At 75.1% G+C, this 24,417-nt stretch carries 21 protein-coding genes and 3 pseudogenes; 14 read left to right on the top strand and 10 right to left on the bottom strand.

What is annotated here, in order from left to right; genetic code table 11:
- The first annotated feature begins 188 nt into the window (after positions 1-188).
- The 3 genes and pseudogenes from ABZ990_RS23930 to ABZ990_RS23920 all read left to right on the top strand — a co-directional run.
- Positions 189-1,127, top strand: a complete 939-nt coding sequence (locus tag ABZ990_RS23930; protein WP_361235073.1) for a PAC2 family protein — start codon at positions 189-191, stop codon at positions 1,125-1,127.
- 31 nt (positions 1,128-1,158) lie between these two features.
- Positions 1,159-1,752: pseudogene (gene coaE / locus ABZ990_RS23925) on the top strand (dephospho-CoA kinase); the annotation flags it as partial.
- 255 nt (positions 1,753-2,007) lie between these two features.
- Positions 2,008-2,361 (top strand): annotated as a pseudogene (locus tag ABZ990_RS23920) (tetratricopeptide repeat protein); the annotation flags it as partial.
- Positions 2,362-2,524: 163 nt separating this feature from the next.
- Here ABZ990_RS23920 and ABZ990_RS23915 read toward each other — a convergent pair.
- Positions 2,525-2,794, bottom strand: coding sequence for a DUF6343 family protein (locus ABZ990_RS23915; RefSeq protein WP_361235070.1), 270 nt, complete (start codon positions 2,792-2,794; stop codon positions 2,525-2,527).
- 119 nt (positions 2,795-2,913) lie between these two features.
- On the opposite strand from ABZ990_RS23915, the gene ABZ990_RS23910 reads away from it, so the two are divergent.
- Positions 2,914-3,630 (top strand): class I SAM-dependent methyltransferase, encoded by a 717-nt coding sequence (locus ABZ990_RS23910; protein WP_361235067.1) that lies wholly within the window; start codon positions 2,914-2,916, stop codon positions 3,628-3,630.
- 62 nt (positions 3,631-3,692) lie between these two features.
- On the opposite strand, the gene ABZ990_RS23905 is transcribed toward ABZ990_RS23910, so the two are convergent.
- On the bottom strand, positions 3,693-4,025 hold the full coding sequence (locus ABZ990_RS23905; protein WP_361235064.1) for a hypothetical protein: 333 nt from the start codon (positions 4,023-4,025) through the stop codon (positions 3,693-3,695).
- Positions 4,026-4,415: 390 nt separating this feature from the next.
- Between ABZ990_RS23905 and ABZ990_RS23900 the strand changes: the two genes are divergently transcribed.
- The 6 genes from ABZ990_RS23900 to ABZ990_RS23875 are packed head-to-tail and all read left to right on the top strand — an operon-like array spanning position 4,416 to position 12,557.
- Positions 4,416-7,379, top strand: coding sequence for a DEAD/DEAH box helicase (locus ABZ990_RS23900; RefSeq protein ID WP_361235151.1), 2,964 nt, complete (start codon positions 4,416-4,418; stop codon positions 7,377-7,379).
- Positions 7,376-8,830 (top strand): SWIM zinc finger family protein, encoded by a 1,455-nt coding sequence (locus tag ABZ990_RS23895; protein ID WP_361235061.1) that lies wholly within the window; start codon positions 7,376-7,378, stop codon positions 8,828-8,830. The genes ABZ990_RS23900 and ABZ990_RS23895 overlap by 4 nt, the downstream gene beginning before the upstream one ends.
- 43 nt (positions 8,831-8,873) lie before the next feature.
- Complete coding sequence (locus ABZ990_RS23890) at positions 8,874-9,326, top strand: hypothetical protein (RefSeq protein ID WP_361235058.1); 453 nt, start codon at positions 8,874-8,876, stop codon at positions 9,324-9,326.
- On the top strand, positions 9,323-11,437 hold the full coding sequence (locus ABZ990_RS23885) for a tetratricopeptide repeat protein (protein WP_361235055.1): 2,115 nt from the start codon (positions 9,323-9,325) through the stop codon (positions 11,435-11,437). The genes ABZ990_RS23890 and ABZ990_RS23885 overlap by 4 nt, the downstream gene beginning before the upstream one ends.
- Before the next feature lie 30 nt (positions 11,438-11,467).
- Entirely contained in the window at positions 11,468-11,608 is a 141-nt protein-coding gene (locus tag ABZ990_RS23880) for a hypothetical protein (RefSeq protein WP_361235160.1), read from the top strand.
- 49 nt (positions 11,609-11,657) lie between these two features.
- Positions 11,658-12,557, top strand: coding sequence for a helix-turn-helix domain-containing GNAT family N-acetyltransferase (locus tag ABZ990_RS23875; protein ID WP_361235052.1), 900 nt, complete (start codon positions 11,658-11,660; stop codon positions 12,555-12,557).
- 49 nt (positions 12,558-12,606) lie between these two features.
- On the opposite strand, the gene ABZ990_RS23870 is transcribed toward ABZ990_RS23875, so the two are convergent.
- On the bottom strand, positions 12,607-14,505 hold the full coding sequence (locus ABZ990_RS23870) for a hypothetical protein (RefSeq protein WP_361235049.1): 1,899 nt from the start codon (positions 14,503-14,505) through the stop codon (positions 12,607-12,609).
- A gap of 235 nt (positions 14,506-14,740) precedes the next feature.
- Here ABZ990_RS23870 and ABZ990_RS23865 point away from each other — a divergent pair, with 235 nt between their 5' ends.
- Positions 14,741-15,799 carry a chaplin gene (locus ABZ990_RS23865; RefSeq protein ID WP_361235046.1) on the top strand — a complete coding sequence of 353 codons (1,059 nt, stop codon included), beginning with the start codon at positions 14,741-14,743 and terminating at the stop codon, positions 15,797-15,799.
- Between the two features lie 116 nt (positions 15,800-15,915).
- On the opposite strand, the gene ABZ990_RS23860 is transcribed toward ABZ990_RS23865, so the two are convergent.
- Together ABZ990_RS23860 and ABZ990_RS23855 are read right to left on the bottom strand one after the other, a co-directional pair.
- Complete coding sequence (locus ABZ990_RS23860) at positions 15,916-16,554, bottom strand: DUF2293 domain-containing protein (protein ID WP_361235043.1); 639 nt, start codon at positions 16,552-16,554, stop codon at positions 15,916-15,918.
- A 171-nt stretch (positions 16,555-16,725) separates the two neighbouring features.
- Complete coding sequence (locus ABZ990_RS23855; RefSeq protein ID WP_361235040.1) at positions 16,726-17,937, bottom strand: pyridoxal phosphate-dependent aminotransferase; 1,212 nt, start codon at positions 17,935-17,937, stop codon at positions 16,726-16,728.
- 84 nt (positions 17,938-18,021) lie between these two features.
- On the opposite strand from ABZ990_RS23855, the gene ABZ990_RS23850 reads away from it, so the two are divergent.
- Positions 18,022-18,642 (top strand): helix-turn-helix domain-containing protein, encoded by a 621-nt coding sequence (locus ABZ990_RS23850; RefSeq protein ID WP_361235037.1) that lies wholly within the window; start codon positions 18,022-18,024, stop codon positions 18,640-18,642.
- A 95-nt stretch (positions 18,643-18,737) separates the two neighbouring features.
- Positions 18,738-19,256 (top strand): cupin domain-containing protein, encoded by a 519-nt coding sequence (locus tag ABZ990_RS23845; RefSeq protein ID WP_361235034.1) that lies wholly within the window; start codon positions 18,738-18,740, stop codon positions 19,254-19,256.
- Positions 19,257-19,357: 101 nt separating this feature from the next.
- On the opposite strand, the pseudogene ABZ990_RS23840 reads toward ABZ990_RS23845, so the two are convergent.
- Positions 19,358-19,696: pseudogene (locus tag ABZ990_RS23840) on the bottom strand (MerR family transcriptional regulator); the annotation flags it as partial.
- Positions 19,697-19,752: 56 nt separating this feature from the next.
- Complete coding sequence (locus ABZ990_RS23835) at positions 19,753-20,586, bottom strand: SDR family oxidoreductase (protein ID WP_361235031.1); 834 nt, start codon at positions 20,584-20,586, stop codon at positions 19,753-19,755.
- A gap of 128 nt (positions 20,587-20,714) precedes the next feature.
- Here ABZ990_RS23835 and ABZ990_RS23830 point away from each other — a divergent pair, with 128 nt between their 5' ends.
- Positions 20,715-21,353 carry a uridine kinase gene (locus ABZ990_RS23830; protein ID WP_361235028.1) on the top strand — a complete coding sequence of 213 codons (639 nt, stop codon included), beginning with the start codon at positions 20,715-20,717 and terminating at the stop codon, positions 21,351-21,353.
- 60 nt (positions 21,354-21,413) lie between these two features.
- Here ABZ990_RS23830 and ABZ990_RS23825 read toward each other — a convergent pair whose 3' ends face one another.
- The 3 genes from ABZ990_RS23825 to ABZ990_RS23815 all read right to left on the bottom strand — a co-directional run.
- On the bottom strand, positions 21,414-22,283 hold the full coding sequence (locus ABZ990_RS23825; protein WP_361235149.1) for a PfkB family carbohydrate kinase: 870 nt from the start codon (positions 22,281-22,283) through the stop codon (positions 21,414-21,416).
- Between the two features lie 173 nt (positions 22,284-22,456).
- Complete coding sequence (locus tag ABZ990_RS23820; protein WP_361235025.1) at positions 22,457-23,368, bottom strand: pseudouridine-5'-phosphate glycosidase; 912 nt, start codon at positions 23,366-23,368, stop codon at positions 22,457-22,459.
- Positions 23,369-23,417: 49 nt separating this feature from the next.
- Positions 23,418-24,417 (bottom strand): hypothetical protein (locus ABZ990_RS23815; protein ID WP_361235022.1); only part of this gene is annotated, 1,000 nt, incomplete at its 5' end.

The following is a 24,417-nucleotide window of genomic DNA, read 5'->3' as shown; positions in this document are numbered from 1 at the left end:
TCCCCTTCGGGGGAGGCGGGCCTCGCCCGTTTTTCCGGGGCCGATTCCGAGGGCGTTCTCCGGGGCCGTCTCCTAGGGCCGTTTCCGGGGGCCGATTTCCGGGACCGGCTCCCGGACATAACGAAGGGCGGGAATGACGGTGCGTCGGACGATGTTGTGGCTGAAGAACGCGAGGAGGAGCGGAAATCGTGCTTGATCCCCAGGATTTGTACGAATGGGACCAGAAGGGTCTCGCCGTGGTCGATGTCGCCCTGGCACAGGAGTCGGCCGGACTGGTGATGCTCTACCACTTCGACGGCTACATCGACGCGGGCGAGACCGGTGAGCAGATCGTCGACCGGCTGCTCGACACCCTGCCGCACCAGGTGGTGGCCCGCTTCGACCACGACCGGCTGGTGGACTACCGGGCCCGGCGCCCGCTGCTGACCTTCCGCCGCGACCGCTGGACCGCGTACGACACCCCGGCCCTGGAGGTGCGCCTGGTCCAGGACGCCACCGGCGCGCCGTTCCTGCTGCTCTCCGGCCCCGAGCCGGACGTCGAGTGGGAGCGCTTCGCCGCGGCCGTACGCCAGATCGTCGAGCGCCTCGGGGTCCGCCTCGCCGTCAACTTCCACGGCATCCCGATGGGCGTCCCGCACACCCGCCCCGTCGGCCTCACGCCGCACGGCAACCGCACCGACCTCATGCCCGGCCACCGTAGCCCCTTCGACGAGGCGCAGGTGCCCGGAAGCGCCGAGTCCCTCGTGGAGTTCCGGCTCGGCGAGGCCGGTTTCGACACCCTCGGCGTCGCCGCCCACGTCCCGCACTACGTGGCCCGCTCCGCGTACCCGGACGCCGCCCTGACCGCCCTGGAGGCCGTCACGGCCGCCACCGGCCTGGTCCTGCCCGGCGTGGCGCACGCCCTGCGCACCGAGGCCCGGCGCACCCAGACCGAGATCGAGCGGCAGATCGGCGAGGGCGACGAGGAGCTGACCGCACTCGTCCAGGGGCTTGAGCACCAGTACGACGCGATGGCCGGTGCCGAGACCCGCGGCAGCCTGGTCGCCGAGCCCGCCGATCTGCCCTCCGCCGACGAGCTGGGCCGCGAGTTCGAGCGTTTCCTGGCCGAACGGGAGGGCGACGCGTAGCCGCCCGGCGGCGCGATCTAAGCTGCCGCTCATGCTGAAGGCAGGATTGACCGGTGGCATCGGCGCCGGCAAGAGCGAAGTGTCCCGGCTGCTCGTCTCGTACGGAGCGGTCCTCGTCGACGCCGACCGGATCGCCCGGGAGGTCGTGGAGCCCGGAACCCCCGGGCTCGCCGCGATCGTCGCGGAGTTCGGCCCGGAGATCCTCACGCCCGAGGGCACGCTGGACCGGCCGAAGCTCGGCGGCATCGTCTTCGCCGACACCGGGCGGCTGGCCGCGCTCAACGCCATCGTCCACCCCCTCGTCGGCGCCCGCTCCGCCGAGCTGGAGCGGCAGGCCGGACCCGGCGACGTCGTCGTCCACGATGTGCCGCTGCTCACCGAGAACGGCCTCGCCCCCCTCTACGACCTGGTGATCGTCGTGGACGCGGCGCCCGAGACCCAGCTGGACCGGCTCGTCCGGCTGCGCGGCATGACCGAGGCCGAGGCCCGCGCCCGGATGTCCGCCCAGGCCACCCGCGCCCAGCGGCGTGCCGTCGCCGACTTCCTCATCGACAACGACGGCCCCCTGGAGCGGCTGGAGCCGCAGGTGCGGGAGGTGTGGGAGGAGCTGGCGCGACGGGCCGCCGAAGCCGCCGGGCACCCGGCCGGGCACCCCGCCGGGGCCGGAGCCGGGTCCGTCGAGCCGGCCGCGTCCGGCCGCACGGACGCGTCGTCGTCCGCCCGGGAGGACACGGACCCGCCCGGGACCCCCTGAAACCCCGCCCATGGGGTAGCCATGACGTCCCGGCGGGAATACCCCTCCGGGGAACGGGGTCCGGCGCGGTACAAGGCCGCCCTGCCCGCTGTCGAAACGCCGGAGCGAGGGAAGGGGGCCGCTGCCGTGGCCGAGAGGGACCCGCAGACCCACGTCATCGACTACCGCGCCGCCGAGCGGCTGCTCGCCGCCAGGGACCCGCGGGGCGCCGTGAAACTGCTCGACTCGGTGATCGCCGCCCATCCCGAGAACACCGCGGCCCGGCTGCTGCGGGCCCGCGCCTTCTTCGCCGCCGCGCAGCTGCGTCCGGCCGAGCTGGAATTCGAGCTGGTCCTGGAGCGGGAGCCGGACAACGCCTTCGCCCACTTCGCGCTCGGCCGCACCTACCAGCGCTCCGGCCGCCCCGACCAGGCGATCCGCCACTTCCGCCTCGCCGCCGCCCTCGACCCCAAGCCCGAGTACCTGGAGGCGGCCCGCTTCGGACCGGCGACGGGGCAGGCGGGGCAGGCGGGGCAGGCGGCCGAGGCCGACCCGGGAGAGACGGGAGAGACGGGAGAGAGCGGCGACACCGGCGGAACCGGGGAGAGCGGAGCGAGCGGGACGGCGGGGGAGTAGGGCGATGGCCCGCCCGGGGGAGGGCCCCTCAGCGTCCCCGGCCGCCGTGATCCGGCTCGTACGGGGGGATGTCCCGGCCCGGCTGCCAGTGCGGCCCCTGCCGGAGGCGGCGGATCACCAGGGTCGCGTCCACGGCGGTCACCAGGAACAGCGCACCGCACGCCGCCGCCCACCCCACCGCTCCGAGCAGCGCGAACACGGTCGTACCGAAGGCGGCCCACAGCATCCCCCACAGGCTCAGCCAGAGCCGCAGCCGCAGCGAACTGCGCGCGGTCGCCGGTTCACTCCCCGTACGCATCACGTCGTATCTCCCGGGTGGAGGGACCCCCGAGGGCCCTTCCAGGATCCACCCGTGGCGCACGATCCGGCAAAGGCGTCCGCCGACCGGCGGGCCGACGACGAGAGGACGCGAGAGACATGAGCGAAGACGGGACCAACGGGCGCGTCCGGCCCGGACACACGGGCACCGGGCCCGGCGCGATCACCCCGGACGGCTGTGCCGTCGACCTGTACCGGCGGCTGGGCCCCGGCACCGAACCGGAGGTCATCGGGTCCGCCGTGCCGGCCGGTGCGACCCTGCTCGAACTGGGCAGCGGAGCCGGCCGGGTGACCGCGCCGCTGGCCGAGCGGGGGTTCGCCGTGACGGCCGTGGACGAGTCCGCCGAGATGCTGGAGGCGGTCGGCGAGCGCGCCCCGGGCGTCGAGACCGTGCTCAGCTCCATCGAGGACCTGGATCTGCCCCGCAGGTTCGACGCGGTCGTGCTCGGCTCGTTCCTGGTGCACACAGCCGACGCGGAGACCCGGCGGGCGCTCCTCGCGACCTGCCGCCGCCATGTCAAGGACGACGGACGGGTCCTGATCCAGCGCGAGGGCGCCGACTGGCACGTGGATCTCCCGCGCGAGCGCCACGACCCGGCCGGGTACACCGTACGGATCATGTCGGCGGAGCCGGTGGAGGAGGGCGTGAACTCGGTTCGCGCCGAGTACGTCTTCCCGGACGCCCGCTGGACCCAGACCTTCCTGTCGCGGCCGCTGACCCACGAGGCCCTGGCGGGGCATCTGGAGGCGGCCGGGCTGGCCTTCGAGAGCTATCTGACCGAGGACGGCACCTGGCTGGCCGCCCGTCCGCGCTGAGCGGCGGGGCGGCGGGGCTGCGGGGCTGCGGGGAGCGGGCCCCGGTCCGTGCCGGGGTCAGGTCAGTGCACGACGCTGTAACTGCGCCAGGGCAGGGTGCCCGGCGCGATCTGGTCGGAGGTCCGGGTCGCCACGTAGATGTTCGGGCCCCGGCAGTCACGGGTCCGGAACAGCCGCATGTCCACGAGCGTCGCGTTCTGGACCCGGGTCGCGCCCCCGGGTGACAGCAGGTGGCAGCCGCGCACCACGGGGCTGGTCACCGTCACCTCGATGTCGTGCGCGGTCTCGTACGAGACCGTGCCGACCATGCTGCGGCCGAGGCCCGAGCAGCCCGAGACGGCGAACGAGAGCAGGACGGCCCCGGTGGCGATCGTGAGACGCCGGTGAACGGACATGGCGGACATCCTCGTCTGTGAGGTCAGGGTCGGGTCAGGGTCGAGGGAGCGGGTCGGGTCGGGTCGGGCCGGGCCGGGACGGCCGGACCGAGGGCGGCTGGAGCAGGGGCGGCCGGGTCGCGCCTGGTCCGGGCGTACGGGTGCCGGGGCATACGGGTGCCGGGCGCGCCGCGTCCGGTGCCCGTTGCCGCCACCCTCCCCCGCCCCGATCGGCGTGTCACCCGCTGCTGGGCCGCCCGGGGGACGGGTGGGGGAACCGGTTGTCAGACCCCACCCGTAAGGTCGGAATCGGAACCGGAAGCAGATGAGGCCGGGAGCCGGCCGTCCGGCCGGAACCCGTCGCGGACCAGGAGGTGAGTCGCCGTGTCCCCCACCACACGTGCCTGGAGCATCCCCGGGAACGTCGCGGCCGTCTTCCTGCCCGCCGTCCTGCCCCGCGAGGGCCGGATCGCCCTGTGGACCCCCGACGGCGGCCCGCTGCCGGGCGCCCCGGGCGGCGCACCGGCGCTGCCCGCCGTCGCCGAGTCCGCCGAGCTGACCGTGGTACGGCGGCACGGCACCAGCGCGCGCGGCCGTACCGTGCCCGCCCTGCTGCTGCCCGTCGCCGACGCCCTGCCCGCGCTGGCCGCCGCCTGTCACCAGCCGGCCGCGCATCCCGCCACCGCCTGCTGGGGCGCCGCCACCCTGCACGCGCTGCACCTGATCGCCCGGGGACGGCTGCTGCCCGGTCTCACCGCGGACGACCACGACGCCTGGCGGGCCGGTCCGCTCGACGCCGACGACATCGCCCACCTGCGGGCGATCGCCGCCGCCATGCCGTACGAGGCCCACGCCACGCCCGTGTCCGGCCGGGGCCCGCTCCGGCTGCCCGAGCCCGAGGCGCTGGTACGGGCCTTCCTGGACGCGGTCGCCGACACCCTGCCCCGTACGCCCGCCGCGCCGCACGCGGCGGGTGCCCCGTTCGCCGCGCGGGAGCCGCAGCGGCTGCCCCGCGCGCGGGGCTGGGCCGCCGAGGCCGCCGCCGGCATGGACGCGGGCGTACGGATCTCGCTCCGTCTCGATCTGTCCGCCTTCGAACTCTTCGACGCCTCCGACCCGGCCGAGACACCCGAGCCCTCCGACCCGGCCGAGACACCCGAGCCCTTCGACCCGGCCGAGCCCTTCGACCCGGCCGAGTCCTCCGATCAGGCCGATCCCGCCGAGCCCTCCGACCCGGCCGGGGAACCCGGGGGCCGGCACGTCGCCGCCGCGCTTCTCCAGATCCACAGCCTCGCCGACCCGACCCTCGTCGTCGACGCCTCCGCCCTGTGGGCGGGGGAGGGCGACGAGCGGTTCGGGCCCCGCGCCCGGGTCGACGCCGTGCTCGCCCTGCGCCGGGCCGCCCGCGTCTGGCCGCCTCTCGCCGGCCTCCTCGAACGGGACGTGCCCGATGTGCTGGCCCTGCGCGAGGAGGAGCTGTACGAGCTGCTCGGCCCGGCCGCCGCCCGGCTCGCCGACGCCGGGGTCGCCCTCCACTGGCCCCGTGACCTCGCCCGTTCCCTGACGGCCTCCGCCGTGGTCCGTCCCGCCCGGGGCGCGCCCGGTTCCGCGACCGACGGCACCTCCTTCTTCGACAGCACCGAACTGCTCCGTTTCGACTGGCAGCTCGCCCTCGACGGCGACCCGCTCACCGCGCGCGAGATGGACGCCCTCGCTGAGTCGCACCGCCCCGTCGTCCGGCTGCGCGACCAGTGGGTGGTCGTCGACCCCGATCTCGTCCGCAAGGCCCGCAAGCGGGAACTGGGTCTGCTGGAGCCTGTGGACGCGCTCGCCGCCGCGCTGACCGGATCCGCCGAGGTCGACGGCGAGTCCGTGCCGGCCGTACCCGTGGGTGCCCTCGCCACCCTGCGCGACCGGCTGCTCTCCGGCCCCGGGACCGCCACCGCGCCGCCCGGTCTCGACGCCACCCTGCGCGACTACCAGCTGCGCGGCCTCGCCTGGCTCGACCTCATGACCTCCCTCGGCCTCGGCGGCTGCCTCGCCGACGACATGGGCCTCGGCAAGACCGTCACCCTCATCGCCCTGCACCTGCGCCGCGCCCGCCCCGACCCCACCCTCGTGGTCTGTCCGGCCTCGCTCCTCGGCAACTGGGAGCGGGAGATCCGGCGCTTCGCCCCCGGCGTGCCCGTACAGCGCTTCCACGGCACCGGCCGCACCCTCGACGAGGCGGCCGGCGGCGGTTTCGTCCTCACCACCTACGGCACCCTGCGCACCAGCGCGCCGCTCCTCGCCGAGCGGAACTGGGGCATGGTCGTCGCCGACGAGGCCCAGCACGTCAAGAACCCCTTCTCGGCGACCGCCAAGGCGCTGCGCACCCTGCGGACCCCCGCCCGGGTCGCGCTCACCGGCACCCCCGTGGAGAACAACCTCTCCGAACTGTGGGCGCTCCTCGACTGGACCACCCCCGGTCTCCTCGGCCCCCTCAAGGCCTTCCGCGCCCGGCACGCCCGCGCCGTCGAGAACAGCGAGGAGGTGGAGAACGAGGAGGCGGTCGAGCGGCTGGCCCGGCTCGTCCGGCCGTTCCTGCTGCGCCGCCGCAAGTCCGACCCGGGCATCGTCCCCGAACTGCCGCCGAAGACCGAGTCCGACCACCCCGTCCCGCTCACCCGCGAACAGGCATCCCTCTACGAGGCGGTGGTCCGCGAGACGATGGCGCGGATCGAGGCCGCCGAGGGCATGGCCCGGCGCGGACTGGTCATGAAGCTGCTGACCTCGCTCAAGCAGATCTGCAACCACCCCGCCCAGTACCTCGGGGAACCGGCCGCCGACGGCGCCCGGCTGTCCGGCCGCTCCGGCAAGCTCGCCCTGCTCGACGAACTCCTCGACACGATCCTGGCCGAGGACGGCTCGGTCCTCGTCTTCACGCAGTACGTGTCCATGGCCCGGCTGCTCGCCGGCCATCTGGCCCGGCGCGGCATCGCCGCCCAGCTGCTGCACGGCGGTACGCCCGTCGCCGAGCGCGAGCGGATGGTCGACCGTTTCCAGGACGGCGAGGTCCCCGTGTTCCTGCTGTCGCTGAAGGCGGCGGGCACCGGCCTCAACCTGACCCGGGCCGGTCATGTCGTCCACTTCGACCGCTGGTGGAACCCGGCCGTCGAGGAGCAGGCCACGGACCGCGCGTACCGGATCGGGCAGACCCGGCCGGTGCAGGTGCACCGGATGATCACCGAGGGCACGGTGGAGGAGCGGATCGACGAGATGCTGCGCGCCAAGCGGGCCCTCGCCGACGCCGTCCTCGGCTCCGGCGAGGCCGCCCTCACCGAACTCACCGACCGGGAACTGGCCGATCTGGTGTCCCTGAGGAGGTCCGCGTGAGTCCCCTGAGCCCCGTGGATCCCATGGGCCCCTTCCCGCCCCGCCGCGGCCGCACCGCCCGTACCGGGTTCGCCTCCCGTACCGGATCCGCCTCCCGTGCCGGCGCGGGCCAGGGCGCCGCCGTCCACGCCGGCGCTCCGTCCCGCCATGACGACCGCCGCCGCACCTTCCCGCAGCTCGCCCCGCACGGTGCCCCCGACGGGGACTTCGCCGCCACCTGGTGGGGCAACGCCTGGGTGGACGCCCTGGAGGACACCGCCCTCGACCCGGCGCGGCTCGCCCGCGGCAAGGCATATGCCCGAAGCGGCCATGTCGACGCGATCACCGTGACCCCCGGCCGCGTCGTCGCCTACGTCCACGGCAGCCGCCCCCGCCCGTACCGCGCCGAGATCCGGCTCCGCACCCTCGGCGACGACGACTGGGAACGCTTCCTCGACGAGGCCGCCGCCCGCCCCGAGTACATCGCCGCCCTCCTGGACAAGGACGTCCCGCACGCCCTGGAGGCGGTCACCGGCCTCCTCCCGGCCTCCGGCGACCTCGTCCCCGACTGCTCCTGCCCCGACGACGGCTACCCCTGCAAGCACGCCGCCGCCCTCTGCTACCAGGCCGCCCGGCTCCTCGACGAGGATCCCTTCGTCCTCTTCCTGATGCGCGGCCGGGGCGAACAGGAACTCCTCGCCTCCCTGGCCCGCCGCAACGCGGCCCGCTCCGCCGTCGAACAGGCCGAGCGGGCGGCGCGCGACGGACAGGCCGGACGGACCGGTACGACCGGACGGACCGGCCGCCCCGACGGCCCGGACACCGCCCCCGTCCTGCCCACCGTGCTCGCCCGCACCGCCCTCGCCCCCGTCGGCGGCCCCATCGCGCCGCTCCTCCCGCCGCCGCTGCCCGCCCCCGAGACCCCGGGCCGCCCCGCCGTCTTCCCGGCCGACCCCGAGGCGCCCGACCCGCTCGCCCTCGACCTCCTCGCCACCGAGGCCGCCGCCCGCGCCCACACCCTCCTGGTCACCGGCCGCGACCCCGTCGCCGGTCTCACCCCCTGGCAGGACGCGGTACGGCTGGCCGCCGCGCACCCCGGCTCCGGCCTCACCGCGTCCACCCGCGCCCTCTACCGGGACCTCGCCCAGGCCCAGGGCCGTACCCCCACCGATCTCGCCCGCGCCGTCGCCGCCTGGCGCCAGGGCGGGGCCGCCGGTCTCGCCGTACTGGAAGAGCCCTGGGACCCGCCCGCCGGGCCGTTCGACCGGGCCAGGCCCGCCTTGATCGCCGCCGACCTGCCCGCCTTCCGCCCCGCGCGCAACCGGCTGTCCGACCGGTCCCTCCAGCTCCGCCTCGGCCGCGACGGCCTCTGGTACGGCTACGAGTCGGACGCCGGCCGCGAGGACTGGTGGCCGCGCGGCACGCCCGACGCCGACCCGGTGGGCGTGATCACCGCCCTCCTGGGAAGGTGACCGATAGGCTGGGCGGCACGCGCGACGCTTTGAAGGGGGCCTGGTGGAAGCCGAGTTGGTACAACTGGCAACGGCGGGGGCGACCGTGCTCGTCCAGCAGATGGTCGGCGACGGCTGGGAGCGGGCCCGGACCCGGATCGCCCGGTTCTTCGCCGCCCGTTCCGGAGCCGACGAGCAGGCGGTCGGTGCCGAACTGGACGCCGCCCGCGACGAACTGGTCCGCGCCGAGCAGGGCGGTGACGGCGAGATCGCCGACGAGGCCAGGGCCGAGGCCCGCGTCGAATGGCGCGCCCGGATGCGCCGCAGCCTGCTCGCCGACCCCGAATCGGCCGCCGACCTGCGCGCGATCCTCGACGAACTGACGGGGGAGCCGGACACCCCGCCGCAGCCCGCCCTCGTCGTGCACAACACCATCAGCGGCGGCAGCAACCACGGCCTGTTCATCCAGACCGGCACCATCGGCGAGGTGCGGCAGACCGGCGGCCCCCGCCCATGAGCCCCGAGCCCGTGGTGCGCAACGAGATCGGCGGCACCGTCCACGGTCCCGTCGTCCAGGCGGGGCGGATCGACACCCTGACCATGGCCGCCGTGGTCCCCGCGATCCTCCCCGGCAGCCCGGCGCCCCGGCTGCTGCCGCCGCCGGCCCGCCACTTCACCGACCGGCGCGCCGAACTCGACCGGCTCACCGCCCTGCTGGAACACGAGGACGACGACCCGGCACCCCGCGTGGTCCTCCTCACCGGCACCGGCGGCATCGGCAAGTCCGCCACCGCGCTCCACTTCGCCGGCCGCCTGCGGGAGCGGTACGACGGCGGCCAGCTCCACGCCGACCTGCGCGGCGACGCCACCGCCACCGCCGTGGCGCCCTCGACCGTCCTGGTCCGCTTCCTGCGCGCGCTCGGCGTCGCCCCGCCGTACGTACCGGCCGACGAACAGGAACAGGCCGACTGGTTCCGCACCCTCACCGCCGACCGCCGCCTCCTCACCGTCCTGGACAACGCGCACTCGGCCGCCCAGGTCCTCCCGCTGCTGCCCACCGGCCCCGGCTCGCTGACCCTCGTCACCAGCCGCCGCCGGCTCGACGGCCTGACGCGCGCCGTCGGCGCCCACCGCATCGCCCTCACCCCGCTCGGCCCCGAGGACTCCGCCCTGCTCCTCACCCGGCTCTCCGGCCGCGCCGCCGACGCCTCCGCCCGGGCCTCGGCAGCGGCGGTCGCCCGCCGCTGCGGCGGCCTCCCGCTCGCCCTCTGCGTGGCCGGCGAACGCCTCGCCGTCCGCACCCACCTCACCTGGCAGCAGCTGGAGGACGACATGGCCACGCCCCCGGCACCCGGTCACGGCGGACCCGGCGGCGCCGAACGGCACCCCGACCCGGTCGCCGCGACCGCCGACGCCTCCTACGCCGACCTCACCCCCGACGCCGCCCGCCTCTACCGCCTCGGCGGACTGCGGCCCTGGTCCGGACTCACCGCCCCGGCCGCCGCCGCGCTCCTCGACGTCCCGGCCGAGCGCGCCGCCGCCCTCCTCGACGAACTGGACTCCCTGCACCTCGTCGAGGAGTACGCACCGGGCCGCTACCGCCACCACGACCTGCTGCGCGCCCACGCGGAGCGCCGCGCCCTGGACACCGACGGCCCCGGCCGGGCCGCGGCCGCCGTCGGCCGGCTGCTGCGCCACCATCTCGCGACGGCCGCCGCCGCGGACGCCGCGATCATGCCCGGCCGCTGGCACGTCGGCCCCGTCTACGACCGGCTGCCGGCCGGCCCGCCCTCCCCGGACGCCGCGATCGACTGGCAGCTCGCCGAGCGCGAGAACCTGGTGGAGGCCGTACGCACCGCCGACACCTATGGACTCGACGACCTCACCTGGCAGCTGTGCGAAGCGCTGTGGAGCCTGTTCCTCCGGCAGGGCTTCCACCAGGACTGGATCGCCACCCACCGGCTCGGCACCGAGGCCGTCGCCCGCTGCGCCGCCCCGCCCGGGGCCGAGGGCCGGATGCGCGCCCAGCTCGGGTTCGCCTTCCTCGGCCTCGGCCGCCACGACGAGGCCGAAGAAGCCTTCACGGCCGCCGCCGAGGCCGACCGGGCCGCCGGATTCCGTACGGGCGAGGCCACGGCGGTCGAGTCCCTCGGTCTCGTACGGCTCGCCCAGGGCCGGCCCGCCGAGGCCGCCGACGCCTTCCGCGCCGCCCGGCGACTCACCGACGACCCGCGCGCCCAGGCCCTGCTCGCCCACCACCTCGGCCGCGCCCTGTCCGGCCAGGGCCGGCACGCCGAGGCCGACACCACCCTGGAGGAGGCCGCGCGGCTCATGGCCGGGCTGTCCCCCGCCGACCCGTACAACGAGGCGAGAGTCCTGACCAGCCGGGGCGAGGCGGCCCTCGCCGAGGGCGACCCCGGCCGCGCCGCCCCGCTCCTCGCCGAGGCGGCCGCCCGCATGGCCCTCGGCAAGGCCCCGGTCCAGGAGGCCGCCCTCGCCGCCCTGCGGGCCCGGGCCGCCACCGACCCGGCGGAGCGGGCGCGTTTCCTGACCGAGGCCGTCGAACGCTACGAAGCCCTCGGCGCCCCGCAGGCCGCGGCCCTGCGCGCCGAACGGGACGCCCTGTGAAAGGTGTGGCGAGAGGGCTCCCTCCTCACGGTGGCCTGGTTCCAGGCCGACCCGGTGGTTCCCTCGGGTGAGGACGCGGATTCCGCGCTGCGGGGCATCCTCTGGGAGGAGCCGGCCCGGGACGACGAGTTCTCGTGCCGTCTTCTCGAACGTCTGTCGGCGTCCCGGTGAAGGCTGAAGCCTCTGGCCCCGCACATGGTTCTCTGACTAAAGTCAGAGAATGGACATGGCGCAGATCGACCAGGTGCGGCAGTTCAACCGCACCGTCACCGAACGGGTGGGCGTGCTCCACGACCGCTACCTGGGCCGCGACCGGCCCATCGGTGAAGCCCGGCTGCTCTGGGAGATCGGTGAGGAGGGTCGGGACGTGCGGCAACTGCGCGAGCACCTCGCGCTCGACTCCGGGTACGTCAGCCGGCTGCTGCGCTCCCTGGAAGCCGACGGCCTGGTGACGGTGGAGCCGCAGCCCCGGGACAGGCGGGTGCGCACCGTCCGGCTCACCGATGCGGGCCGCGCCGAGCGCGCGGTGCTCGACGGCCGCAGCGACGAGCTGGCCGGCTCTCTCCTGGAGCCGCTCAACACGGCCCAGCGCGCCCGGCTGACCGCCGCCATGGCCGAGGTCGAACGGTTGCTGACCGCAGCGACGGTCACACTGGACGCGGTCGACCCGGACCACCCCGACGCCCAGCACTGCCTGCGGTCGTACTTCGCCGAGATCCAGGCACGCTTCGAGACCGGCTTCGACCCCGCGCGGAGCCTGCTGCCCGACGCGGGCGAACTCCGGCCACCGCGCGGCCTGTTCCTGGTCGCCCGGCTGCACGGAGAGCCCGTCGGCTGTGCCGGCCTGAAGCTGCCTTCCGGTGCCCCGGCCGAGATCAAACGCATGTGGGTCGCGCCCCGCACCCGGGGCCTCGGTCTCGGCCGCCGGTTCCTGACCGAGCTGGAGACTCAAGCCGCCCGGCAAGGCTGCGAGGTACTCCGCCTGGACACCAACAAGGCGCTCACCGCGGCGATCGGTCTCTACCACTCCAGCGGCTTCCAGGAGGTCGCCGCCTTCAACGACGAGCCGTATGCCCACCACTGGTTCGAGAAGCGGATCGGCACACCACCGTTCGCATGAGGGCTCAGGCAGACTGGCGGCTTGTCAGGCGGCTCCGGTCGGGTGATCTCTAACTCTCCTTCATCACCGCCACCCGATGGCGGATCGAGCCCGTCGTCACCGTGATCGTGCCCGTGTCGGCGAGGGCCGCGAGCGGGCGGCCGCTCGTGTACCAGGCGTAGGCGGCCGAGGCGTGGACGGACGGGTCGCAGGGGTCGGGGAAGCCGTCCGGGCGGGGGAGCGAGGACAGCAGGAGGCCCGCTCCCTCCCGGTCCCGGACCAGACACCGGCCCGGGCCGTCCGGTACGGCGGCGAGCGCGGCGTACGGGTACCGGGCGAGCAGTTCGGCGGCGCGCGGGCCCGGCGGTTCACCGGGCCGGGGGCGGCAGGTGACCACGTCCGCGAGCGGGAGCCGCCCGCTGTCGGTGGTGTCGTCGCAGGCCACGGTGTGGGCGTCCGGCTCGGAGTCGGAGTCGGAGTCGGCACCGGCACCGGCGCCGGGGAGGTCGTCCGGCTCGACGGAAGGGTCGGCGAAGCGGGCGACGGCGATCTCGGGCGGTTCGCCGGGGGAGTACCGGACCGTGGTGAGGACCCGGACCGGTACGGACGGACGCCGCACGGCGAGGTTCTCCGGGACGGGCAGGGGCGGCGTCGGCGCCGCGCCCGCCGGGACGGGGAGGCCGAGCAGGGAGTGGAACAGCTTCCGCAGCAGCGTCGCCGACGCGCCGGGGTCCGAACTCGCCTGCGCGGCGAACCGGTCGTACCGGCCTGGCATATGACCGTCGATCACCGCGTCGATCTGCTCGCGCAGCGGCACCCCGGGGCACAGCCGCGGGGCGGCCCGGCCGAGCGCGGCGACCGGTGACGCCGGGTCGAGCGCGTCGTGCGGGAAGGTGCCGAGCAGGACGGGCAGATGGAGCGCGGCGGCGTAGTAGGTGACGGAGCCGTGGTCGCCGATGACGCAGTCGGCCGCCGCGATCGCCTGCCGCCAGTGCTCCAGCGGGTCGACCAGGAGGACGCCGGATGCCTCGGCCCGGCGCAGCCAGGAACGGACCTGGCCGGGCCCGTGCCCATACCAGATGTTGGGGTGCAGGACGGCGCACAGCCGGTACTCGTCCAGCGGCAGCGTCTCGGTCAGCTCCCTGAGGAGCCCGGCGAAGCCGGCCGATCCGGCCAGTGAGGCCCGGCCCCAGGTGGAGTTCAGGACGACGAGCCGGCGCCCGTCGCCCGCGCCGAACGCCCGGCGCAGCGCGGGGCGCCGGCGGCGCAGGTCGAGCAGCCGGTCGAAGCACGGGTCACCGGCGAGGACGGCGGTGTCGGCGGCCTCCGGGCAGGACAGGCGCAGCCGGTCGAGCTGTTCGGGATGGGACAGGACGGTCGCGGAGGCGAGGGGTTCGCCCTGGTGGAGAAGCCATTCGGGGGCCATGCCGAAGACGGGCGCGCTGCTTTTCCCGGCCCCGGCCTCGGTCCCAGCCTCGGCCCCAAGGCCCTTTGGCATCCGGTGTCCGGTGTCCGGTGTCCGGTGTCCGGTGTCCGGTGTCCGGTGTCCGGTGTCCGGTGTCCGGTGTCCGGTGTCCGGTGTAGCAAGCCTCTTATTGTATCCAATGCCGTGCGAGAGGACGGCCAATTTGCCTTGAAATGCCTGGAGTTCGCCGCCGTAGCTGGCGGTGACGGCGAGGTCGACGGTTCCGGCCGAGGCCAGTTCCTTCGCCTGCTCCCAGGGCACGACCGGGAGTCCGGCGGCTTCGAGCAGTTCGTCGACGCCCGCCAGGAAGGGCGAGGAACCGGTGCAGGTGGCCAACTGCTGGATGTCCGGGGCGTCGTCGAAGAGCGGCAGTACGTCGAGCAGACGGGTCGCCGAGGTGACGTTGTGGACGACGAAGAGCACCGTGCGCCGGGGCTCCCGGGTCCGCCAGCGTGCCGCGTCCGGTCCGACCGGCACCCGCAGGCGCTCCCGTATCACCGTCACCTCGTCCCTCTCGGGCCTCTTCGGGTCCCCTCGAATCGTGTGGACTCGCGGGCCCCATCGGCCACTTCCCCGTTCACGGTATCCCACTCGCGGCGGCGGACACCGGGCGTAAGCCTGCCGCCTCACACTCCCCCATGGGAGTGAAACAAACCGGTCATCGGATCCGTGAACCGCCGGAAAGCGTTGTTTCCGGTGCGGGCGAGTGCCCGTGAAGAGATTCGGAAGGCAGGAAGCCATGAGGCAGATTCGCCGAAGTGGTCTGGCCACTCTGTTGGTCACCGGTGGCGCGCTCGCGCTCTCGGCGGGCGCCGCGTTCGCGGACGCCGGCGCGCAGGGCGCCGCTGTCGGTTCGCCCGGGGTCGCCTCCGGCAACACCATCCAGGTGCCGGTGAACCTCCAGGTGAACGCCTGCGGGGACACGGTCGACGTCGTCGGAGCGCTCAACCCGGCGTTCGGCACCACGTGCGTCAACGGGGCGGCCACTCCGGCGGCGCCCGGCGGGCGCGGCGCCGGTGTCGCGGGCCGCAGCGCCGCCGACCACGAGGCCGTCGGCCAGGGCCAGGTCCAGGTCCAGGGTCAGGACCGGCAGCAGGCCGGCCAGAGCCAGGAGCAGGTCGGCCAGGACCATGTCCAGGACCATGTCCAGGTCCAGAACCAGGGCCAGGAGCAGGCGGGCCCGGGCCGGGGCCGCACCCACAAGGATCTGCCCGGCACCCCGCGCACCGGTTCCTCCTCCGACCACGGCTCGCGGGAGGGCAACGGCTACGGCGGCTCCGGATACGGCGAGTCCGGCTACGGCGGCGAGGAGGCGAACGGCGGCCCGTCCAGGTGCGGTTCGGGCAATGGCGGCGGCGCGTCCGCCGAGGCCGTCGCCCAGGGCTCCCCGGGTGTCCTGTCCGGCAACGGGATCCAGGTGCCGGTCGACGTCCCCGTCAACGTCAGCGGCGACTCGATCAATGTCGTCGGCATCGGCAACCCCGCCTTCGGCACCACCTCGGTCAACCGGTCCGAGGAGGAGTGCGACGAGCCGCCGGTCATCCACCCGCCTGTCGTCCACCCCCCTGTCGTCCACCCTCCGGTCACTCACCCGCCCGTGACCACCCCGCCGGGCGTCGAGCCGCAGACCCCGCACCCCGCTGTCGAGCCCGCACCGGCCCCGCAGGCCGGACCGCCCGCGCTCGCCCACACCGGCGCGGGCCCCGTCGGCTTCGCGGCCCCCACGAGCATCGCGCTGCTGCTCGGCGGCGCGATGATGTACCGCAGGTCCCGCCGCGCCGCCGCCGACCGGACCTGATCCCGCCGCGCGTTCGTACGGGCCCGCGCCCGTGGGAACGCCCGGCCCCGTCGCACGACGGCCGTACCGCACCCGAGTCGTACGGCCGTACGGGTGCGGTACGCACCTCGGCCGCCTCAGCCGGCGCGCCAGCTCCGCAGCACCGTCTCGATGGCGGGCGCGACGCTCGCCCGAGCCCGGCCTCGGGGCAGCCCGGTCATCAGCAGTGCGTCGTAGTCGGTGTCGACATGGCGTACGGCGGCCCGCACCGCGGCGAGCACGGCGTCCCGGTCCAGGGCCCGCCCGGCGGCCTTGCGCCCCACCCGGCCACTGCCCTTCGCCGCCGCGTGCGCCGCGATGGCATCGGCCCGTTCGGCCGGACAGCCCGGATACAGCCGCAGGATCTCCGCCGCCAAGGCGGCCGTGATCTCCGTGTCCCGCCGGGCCCGGCGCCGCGCCCGCGCCTCGGTGTCCGCGAGGCATGCCGCCTCCGCCCGGGCCAGCGCCTCCTCCTCCACGAGCAGGCCCTGACGCTCGTACCGGGTGCGGCGCCGATTGTGCCGGACCACCACCGCCCACAGCGTGCTGCCCTCGCGGGCCCGCCGGGTGAGCGCGGTGTCGCCCCGGCGCAGAAAGACGAGATGGCCGAGGTCGGCGCAGTCCAGGCAGATGACCTGGTTGAACTCCACGATCATCCGCTCCACCGGGCCCTGATGGCATTCCGCGCAGCGGCGGCGCCGGAGCGGTTCGACGACGACGGGCGCGACGAGATCCATGCCTGTGTCCTACCCGCGCCGTGCCGCCGGCATCCCGCGTCCCCGCCCGCGCCCCACCGCGCACGCCCCGCGCACCGAACGGCGCGCGGGACGACGTACGGGACGACGTACGCGGGACGACGCGCGACCCGGCTTGCCGTCCGGCGTACGCGGGGCGCGGCCCCGGCCGGGCTACTGGCGGTACCCGCCGAGGAAGCGGCCGATGCGGCTGATCGCGGCGTCCAGGTCGTCCGCGTACGGCAGGGTGAGGATGCGGAAGTGGTCGGGACGCGGCCAGTTGAAGCCGGTGCCCTGGACGACCTGGATCTTCTCGCGCAGCAGCAGGTCGAGGACGAACTTCTCGTCGTCGTGGATCCGGTGGACGGCCGGGTCGAGGCGCGGGAAGGCGTAGAGCGCTCCCTTCGGCTTGACGCAGGAGACGCCGGGGATCTCGTTGAGCTTCTCCCAGGCGCGGTCGCGCTGTTCGCGCAGCCGGCCGCCCGGTGCGGTCAGCTCGTCGATCGACTGGCGTCCGCCGAGCGCGGCCTGGATGGCGTACTGGGCCGGGGCGTTGGGGCACAGCCGCATGGAGGCCAGCATGGTCAGGCCCTCCAGATAGTTCCGGGCGTGTTCCCGGGGACCGGTGACGACGAGCCAGCCGGAGCGGAAGCCGGCCACCCGGTAGGTCTTGGACAGGCCGCCGAAGGTGAGGACGACGAGGTCGGGGGCGAGCGAGGCGAGCGGGTGGTGGACGGCGTCGTCGTACACGATCCGGTCGTAGATCTCGTCGGCGAGGACCATCAGATGGTGGCGGCGGGCGAGGTCGAGGATGCCCTCCAGGACCTCCTTCGGATACACCGCGCCCGTGGGGTTGTTGGGGTTGATGACGACGATCGCGCGGGTCCGGGCGGTGATCTTCGACGCCATGTCGTCGAGGTCGGGGTACCAGTCGGACGACTCGTCGCACAGGTAGTGCACGGCCTTGCCGCCTGCCAGCGTCGTGACGGCCGTCCACAGGGGGAAGTCGGGGGCCGGGATCAGGACTTCGTCGCCGTCCTCCAGGAGGGCCTGGACGGCCATCGAGACGAGTTCGGAGACGCCGTTGCCGAGGTAGACGTCGTCGAGGCGGATGTTCGAGAGGCCCATCGACTCGTAGTGCTGGGCGACGGCGCGGCGGGCGGACAGGATGCCCCGGGAGTCGGTGTAGCCGTGCGCCTTGGGCAGCATCCGGATCATGTCCTGGACGATCTCCTCGGGTGCCTCGAAGCCGAAGAGCGCGGGGTTGCCGGTGTTGAGCCGCAGGACGCTGTGGCCCGCCTCCTCCAAGGCGTCCGCGTGCTCGATGACCGGGCCGCGGATCTCGTAGCAGACCTCGCTGAGCTTGCTCGACTGCCGGAACTCCATGTGCCGACCTCCCCAGAAGTGTTGATGCTTGGTTTTACCAAGTCGACGCTTGGAAAGTCCAACAACGCGTCTACACTGCGTCGCATGCCACGCCGCCGAAGCTATGACCAGTACTGCGCCGCAGCCCGCGCCCTCGACGCCGTCGGCGACCGGTGGACGCTGCTGATCGTCCGCGAACTCCTCGCCGGGCCGCGCCGCTACACCGACCTGCACGCCGATCTGCCCGGGGTGAGCACCGACATCCTCGCCGGGCGGCTCAAGGACATGGAGAGCGGCGACCTGGTGACGCGCCGCCGGCTGCCGCCGCCCGCCTCGGCCTTCGTGTACGAGCTGACCGCGCGCGGCCGTTCGCTGTTGCCCGTACTGCGCGCCCTCGCCGCCTGGGGCGCGCCCGCCCTCGACGCGCCCCGGCCGACCGACGCCGTCCGCGCGCACTGGTTCGCGATCCCGCTGCTCGGCGTGCTGGAGGGGCTGGGGGCGAAGGTGGTCCAGGTGGCCCTGGACGAAGGCGAGTTCCACGCGCGCGTACGGGACGGCGCCGCGACGGAGTACGGGGACGGGCCGGCGGCCGACGCGGAGGTGCTGCTGCGGACGGACACGGAGACCTGCCGGGCCCTCGCCGCCGGCGAGACGACCCTGGCGGAGGCGGTCGAGTCCGGTCGTGCCGTGCTTCAGGAATCCGCCCGGGCCGGCGGGTCCATCTGATCGAACGTGTGCCCGCTCCTTCCCTCTTCCGGGTAGCGTGACGGCTCCGACGGTCGCGAACCGGACGGCCGCGCAGACGAGTTCGGAGGAGAACCATGGGTCTGGGCACGGGCGACGCGGCCGGCGCGGGATCGGGGAACGGCAAGGGCGGGCGGCTGCGCAAGGTACTCGTCGTGGCGGCCGCCGTCGCCGCGGTGGCGGTCGTCCCGTCCGCGGCGGGCGCCACCCCCGGCAGCGGTGTCGGCGCCACCGAGCTCGCCCACGGCACCTCGCACGGCACCCTCCCGGTCAAGCCGCCGAAGGGCGACACCGACGTCGTCTTCCGGACCATCACCGTCGCCCCGGGCGGCACCACCGGCTGGCACCACCACGACGGCCAGCTGATCGCCGTCGTCCAGTCCGGCGCCCTCACCCGGACCCTGGCCGACTGCTCGGTGGAGGTGTCGAGAGCGGGCGACTCCTTCATCGAGCCCGCCGGCGCGCACCGGGTCCACACCGGGCGCAATCTCGGCACCGTGCCCGTCGTGCTCTATGTGACCTATCTGCTGCCCAAGGGCGCACCGCTGTCGGTGGACGAGCCCGCGCCCGCGTGCGCGTCGGGCAAAGCCGGCTGAAGGGCGGTGTCTTGGCCGGTGGTGCCCCGGCTGTCGGCACCCGCCTCGGCGGGGAGGGCGGACTCGGTGGGCTGGGCGGACCGGGGTGAAAGGGCGGACTGGGCGGCCAGGGCGGCGGCGAGCCGGTTCCGGGCCTCCGTCTGCGCCGCGATCCGGGCGTCGAGCACCGCGAGACGTTCCCGGGCGATGGCCAGACCCTGGGCGGACGGGGTACGGGCGGGCATCCGCCCGTCCAGGCAGGACGCGAACGCCGCGACATCCTCCAGCGTCAGTCCCACGCCCAGCAGATGCCGGATGTTGGAGACCCGGACCACCGCGCCCTCGTCGTACACCCGGTAGCCGTTGGCCGCGCGTTCCGACGCGATCAGCCCCGCCTGCTCGTAATGGCGCAGTGCCCGCGCCGTCGTCCCCGTCCGGCGGGCCAGTTCACCGATGCGCAAGGCCCCCACCTCCCCGCGCCTTCCTACCACGCCCGCCCCGGCATGACGTCAGGCCTTCACGCCACCAGGGCGCCCCCGTCGACCGACAGCACCACGCCCGTGACGAACCCGGCGTCCGGCGAGGCCAGCATGGTGATCGCCCACGCCACCTCCTCCGGGCGGCCGATCCGCCGCATCGGGGTGTTCCCGATCTGCCAGGCGCGGATCGCCTCCTGCCGCTCGGGCGTCAGCCCCCGGTGCTCGCCGATCGGGGTGTCCACCGCCCCGGGCGCCACCGCCGTCACTCGCACCCCGCGCGCCGCGAACTCCACCGCCCAGCAGCGGGTCAGCGTCTCCAGGGCGCTCTTCGTCGCCGGATACACCGAGGAGTTCGGCCAGCCGCGCTGCCCGATCGCCGTCGTGACATTGACGACCGTGCCGCCGGAGGCCGTCAGCGCCGTCAGCGCGGCCTGGGTGAGCAGGATCGGAGCGGTGAGATTGGTCGCTAGGAGCGCGTCGATCGTCTGCCGGGTCGTCGATTCGAGCGGGCCGCCGTCCGCGATGGCGGCGTTGTTGACCAGGACGTCGAGCCGTCCGTAGGTGTCCACGGCGGTGGCCACGATGTGCTCGGGTGCCCCCGGGGCGGTGATGTCGGCGACCAGGGGGCGGATTCCCGGGAAGCCGCTCGCCGTCTCCTCCAGGGGGCCGGGCCTGCGGCCCACGGCGACGACGGTCGCCCCCTGCCGGGCGAAGGCCCGCGCGGTGGCGCGGCCGATGCCGGTGCCGGCCCCGGTGACCACGACGACCCGTCCGGCCGCCTCGGTCCGCTCGGTCTGCTTGGTCTGCTTGGTCTGCTCAGTCTGCTCGGTCCGCCCCGTGCCGTCGCTCCGCTGCTGTGTTTCCGTGTTCATGCGCCGATGGTCGAACCCTGCCGTCAGTGACAAGGTCAAGTCCCGGGCACCATGCGGCAGGATGGAAAGGACCGGAGACCGGAGGACCGGAGACCGGAGAACCGGGCAGGAGGGGCGGCGCGGGACGGATGCGACTCGAAGCGATCACCTGGGAGCGCCTGGCCGACGCCGTCGCCGACCGCGTCGACCGGGCCGGGCCCGGGGACGGCGGCGACTGGCTCAAGGTGGGCGTCGACGGCCCGCCGGCCGCGCCCGGGGCGGAGTTCGCCGAACGGATCGGCGAGGCGCTGCGGCTGCGCGGGCGATCCGTACTGGTCGTCGGCACCGGAGGCTTTCTGCGGCCGGCGTCGCTCCGTTTCGAACACGGCAAACGGGATCCGGACGCCTACTACACCGACTGGTTCGACACCGGCGCGCTGTGGCGGGAGGTGTTCGGCCCGCTGGAGCCGGGCGGCGGCGGCCGGGTGCTGCCCGACCTCTGGAACCCGGCCACGGACCGCGCCACCCGTAGCCCCGCCGTACCGCTGGCACCCGGCGGAGTCCTGGTCCTGCACGGCCCGTTCCTGCTCGGCCACTGGTTCCCCTTCGACCTGAAGGTCCATCTGAGCCTGTCGCCGGGCGCGCTCGCCCGCCGCACCGAGCAGCCGTGGACGCTGCCCGCCTTCGCGCGGTACGAGCGGGAGGTCGACCCCGCCGGTGTCGCCGACGCCGTCGTCCGCGCCGACGATCCCCGCCGCCCGGCCTGGACCGGCTTCCGGGAGGCGTGAGCCGCGAGGAAGGGGGGCGTGAGCCGGCTTTCACGACCTCCCGCCTACGGGACCTCCCGCCTACGGCCGGCCGCCCACCCGTGTCACCGCCCGCGCACCCGCCCGGCAGCCCGCCGCGGCGGCGTCGGCCGGGTCCGCGCCCGCGAGCCGCGCGGCCAGGAACGCGCCGGTGAAGGCGTCGCCCGCGCCCGTGGAGTCCACCGGACGCGCGGGCGGCGCCGGCATTCGGGCCGTCACCCGTCCCCGCGCCGCGAGCACCGCGCCCCCGGACCCCAGGGTGACCGCGACCAGCGGGACACGACGGCTGAGCGCCGCGGCCGCCTCGCCCGGGTCCGTACATCCGGTCAGCAGCCGGGCCTCGTCAGCGTTGGGCAGCAGACACTCGACGCCGTCGACCGCCGCGAGGAACGCCTCCGTGCCCAGTTCGGCGAGGAACCCGGCGGAGGCGGGGTCCACGCTCACCGGCAGGCCGGCCGCCTGGGCGTCCCGCAGCACCCGTCCCGCCGTCACCCGACTCGTCTCGGCGAAGAACAGATAACCCGACAGGTGGACACGGGCGACCCCGGCGAGCAGCTCCGCCGACCAGTCCTCCGGCGCCAGCCGCAGCGCCGCCCCGCTGTCCGTCAGGAACGTGCGCTCCGCGTCCGCGCCGACCAGCGCGATCACCGACGCCGTCGGCGCCCCGGGATCCCGTACGAGCCGCGGCCGTACACCCGCCTCACGCAGCACCCGGTCGTGCCAGTCCACCGCGTCCTCGCCGACCCGGGCCAGGAGCCGTACGTCCCGGCAGCCCGAACACGCCGCCCAGCAGGCCACGTTCGCCCCCGCGCCACCGGGCAGCGTCCGGATCGAGGCCGCCGTGTCCGTCGCGGGCGCGAGCGGCGTACGGTGCCGGGCGACGATGTCCGTGACGACGTCCCCGACGACCAGGAGCGCGCCGGGCCCGGCCCCCGTACGGTCGGTCCCGCTCGTCGTACCGCCTGGCTCTGGCCCTGGCCCGCTCACCGCACCGCCGCCCCCGTTCGCCGTACCGCCGGTTCCGCCTGCCGCGTCACCGGGTCCGCCCGCCGCACCCGCCGCACCCGCCGTACCGCCGGGCCCGGTCACCGCGCGGCGCGGTCGGCCGCCGCGATCCGCGCCGCGAGCGCGACATTGCCCCGGACCGCCGCCAGGTTGGCCTCCAGGGACGCCCCCTCGGTGCGGGTCGTCAGGAACGCGAGGAGGAACGGTGTCACCGCCTGCCCCGTCACCCCCTTGTCCCGGGCCTCCGCGAGCCCTTCGGCCAGCACCCGGTCGTGCAGCGCCGGATCGAGCTGCCGGTCGGTCTCCACCGGACGGCCGACGACCAGCGCGGACCTCGGCCCGCCCAGCTCGTCCCGCGCCCGCATCACCCGCGCCACCTCCTCGGGGGAGTGGACCGTCCAGTCCACGGGCTCGCCGGAGGAGGACAGATAGAAGCCCGGGAAGCGGTCCGTGCCGTAGCCGACGACGGTCACCCCCAGCGTCTCCAGGCGCTGGAGCGTCGCGGGCACGTCGAGGATCGACTTCACGCCCGCGCACACCACCGTGATCCCGACCTGGGCGAGCAGCCGCAGGTCCGCGGACTCGTCCTGGGTGAGCGTCCACTCCCGGTGTACGCCGCCGAGTCCGCCGGTCGCGAAGACCCGCAGGCCCGCGGAGTCGGCGAGCCGGGCGGTGGCCGAGACCGTCGTCGCGCCCGTCGCCCCGGCCGCGAGCGCCGGGGCCAGATCGCGGTGGCCGAGCTTGCGTACCCCCGGATCCTCGGCGATCCGGGTCAGGGCCGCCTCGTCCAGGCCGATCCGGGCGGTGCCGTCGAGCACCGCGACGGTGGCGGGCACGGCTCCGCCGTCCCGTACCAACTGCTCCAGTTCACGGGCCACGGCCAGATTGCGCGGGCGCGGCAGGCCATGGGCGATGATCGTCGACTCGAGCGCGACGACGGGACGCCCCTCGTACAGCGCCTCCCGCACCTCTTCGGACACATGAGTGGACATGCTGGAAATCTGACGCGCCCGCCCGGCCCGCAAACCTCGGCGACGGACATCAGCCACAGCCCGGCAGCCGGGGCAGCCGGTCCGCGTCGACCACCTGGATCACCGTCCGCGCGCCCGTCTTCTTCGCATCGCCGGGGCTGTACGCGAGGGCCAGGGCGCCGCCGGAGGCCGCCGCGTACCCGTACGCGGGAGTGATCTCCGTGTACGCGCCCACGGCGGGGTCCAGCGCGTACGAGGTCTCGGGGGTGCGCCAGACGATCAGCCGTCCGGCGATCCGCAGCTGGTCCATGCCCTCGGCGGCGGGCCGGCCGGTCACGACCGCCGACGGCCGCGCCTTACCCGTACGCCACACCATCAGCCGGGGATCGCTCTCGCCCGCCACCCACGCCCAGGTGGTCCCGTCGGAGACCGGGGTACGGATGTCGCGCAGCGCGGCGATCGGCGCGGGCAGCCGCGCGGGGTGCCCGTCGGCCAGGGAGGCGGCGGCGAGCCGGGTCCCGCCACCGACCGCTTCGCGCCACACCAGCAGACCGCCCGCCGTGAACGGCGTGTCGACCACTCCCGTGTGCCATACGCGCGCGTGCCCGCCGCCCGCCGGAGCGGCGAGGACGGCGGCCTTCCCGGCGTCACCGCCCTGGGCCCACACCACCATGCCGTCGTGGACGACGGGACGGGGCAGCGGGCCCGGCCGGTCGGCGTGGGCCAGCCGGCGCGTCCGCCCGGTGGCCGCGTCCCACACGTACAGACTCCACGGGCTGTCCAGCGTGCGCCCCTCCAGGACGGCGAACGCGGCCCACCGCCGTCCGTCGAAGTCGGCGGCGAGCAGCTGGTGTTCGACCGGGTCGGTGAAGCGCAGCAGCGTCCGGGGGGTCTTCTCGCCGGCCCGGACGAGGACGGCGGAACGGTCGTGCCCGCCGCTGAGCTGGAGCGCCGTCCAGCCGGGGCCCACGTCGGCGAGTGCCGGCCGCAGTCCGTCCGCCGGGCGGTACGCGCCCGCCGTGAACGCGCCGCGCCACGTGTCCGGGAGCGGCACCCGGCATGCGGCCGGC

Origin of the sequence: Streptomyces sp. NPDC046203, from assembly GCF_040646255.1 — a bacterium.
Lineage (GTDB): Bacteria > Actinomycetota > Actinomycetes > Streptomycetales > Streptomycetaceae > Streptomyces.
This window is presented reverse-complemented; position numbering and strand designations above follow the sequence as displayed.

What these genes read in the sequence shown, in the direction of transcription:
- ABZ990_RS23865 (WP_361235046.1), top strand. Translation starts at nt 14,741, where the DNA reads ATGAGGCAGATTCGCCGAAGTGGTCTGGCCACTCTGTTGGTCACCGGT.
- ABZ990_RS23830 (WP_361235028.1), top strand. Translation starts at nt 20,715, where the DNA reads ATGCGACTCGAAGCGATCACCTGGGAGCGCCTGGCCGACGCCGTCGCC.
- ABZ990_RS23910 (WP_361235067.1), top strand. Translation starts at nt 2,914, where the DNA reads ATGAGCGAAGACGGGACCAACGGGCGCGTCCGGCCCGGACACACGGGC.
- ABZ990_RS23860 (WP_361235043.1), bottom strand. Translation starts at nt 16,554, where the DNA reads ATGGATCTCGTCGCGCCCGTCGTCGTCGAACCGCTCCGGCGCCGCCGC.
- ABZ990_RS23820 (WP_361235025.1), bottom strand. Translation starts at nt 23,368, where the DNA reads ATGTCCACTCATGTGTCCGAAGAGGTGCGGGAGGCGCTGTACGAGGGG.
- ABZ990_RS23835 (WP_361235031.1), bottom strand. Translation starts at nt 20,586, where the DNA reads ATGAACACGGAAACACAGCAGCGGAGCGACGGCACGGGGCGGACCGAG.
- ABZ990_RS23850 (WP_361235037.1), top strand. Translation starts at nt 18,022, where the DNA reads ATGCCACGCCGCCGAAGCTATGACCAGTACTGCGCCGCAGCCCGCGCC.
- ABZ990_RS23915 (WP_361235070.1), bottom strand. Translation starts at nt 2,794, where the DNA reads ATGCGTACGGGGAGTGAACCGGCGACCGCGCGCAGTTCGCTGCGGCTG.
- ABZ990_RS23855 (WP_361235040.1), bottom strand. Translation starts at nt 17,937, where the DNA reads ATGGAGTTCCGGCAGTCGAGCAAGCTCAGCGAGGTCTGCTACGAGATC.
- ABZ990_RS23885 (WP_361235055.1), top strand. Translation starts at nt 9,323, where the DNA reads ATGAGCCCCGAGCCCGTGGTGCGCAACGAGATCGGCGGCACCGTCCAC.
- ABZ990_RS23875 (WP_361235052.1), top strand. Translation starts at nt 11,658, where the DNA reads ATGGACATGGCGCAGATCGACCAGGTGCGGCAGTTCAACCGCACCGTC.
- ABZ990_RS23905 (WP_361235064.1), bottom strand. Translation starts at nt 4,025, where the DNA reads ATGTCCGTTCACCGGCGTCTCACGATCGCCACCGGGGCCGTCCTGCTC.
- ABZ990_RS23845 (WP_361235034.1), top strand. Translation starts at nt 18,738, where the DNA reads ATGGGTCTGGGCACGGGCGACGCGGCCGGCGCGGGATCGGGGAACGGC.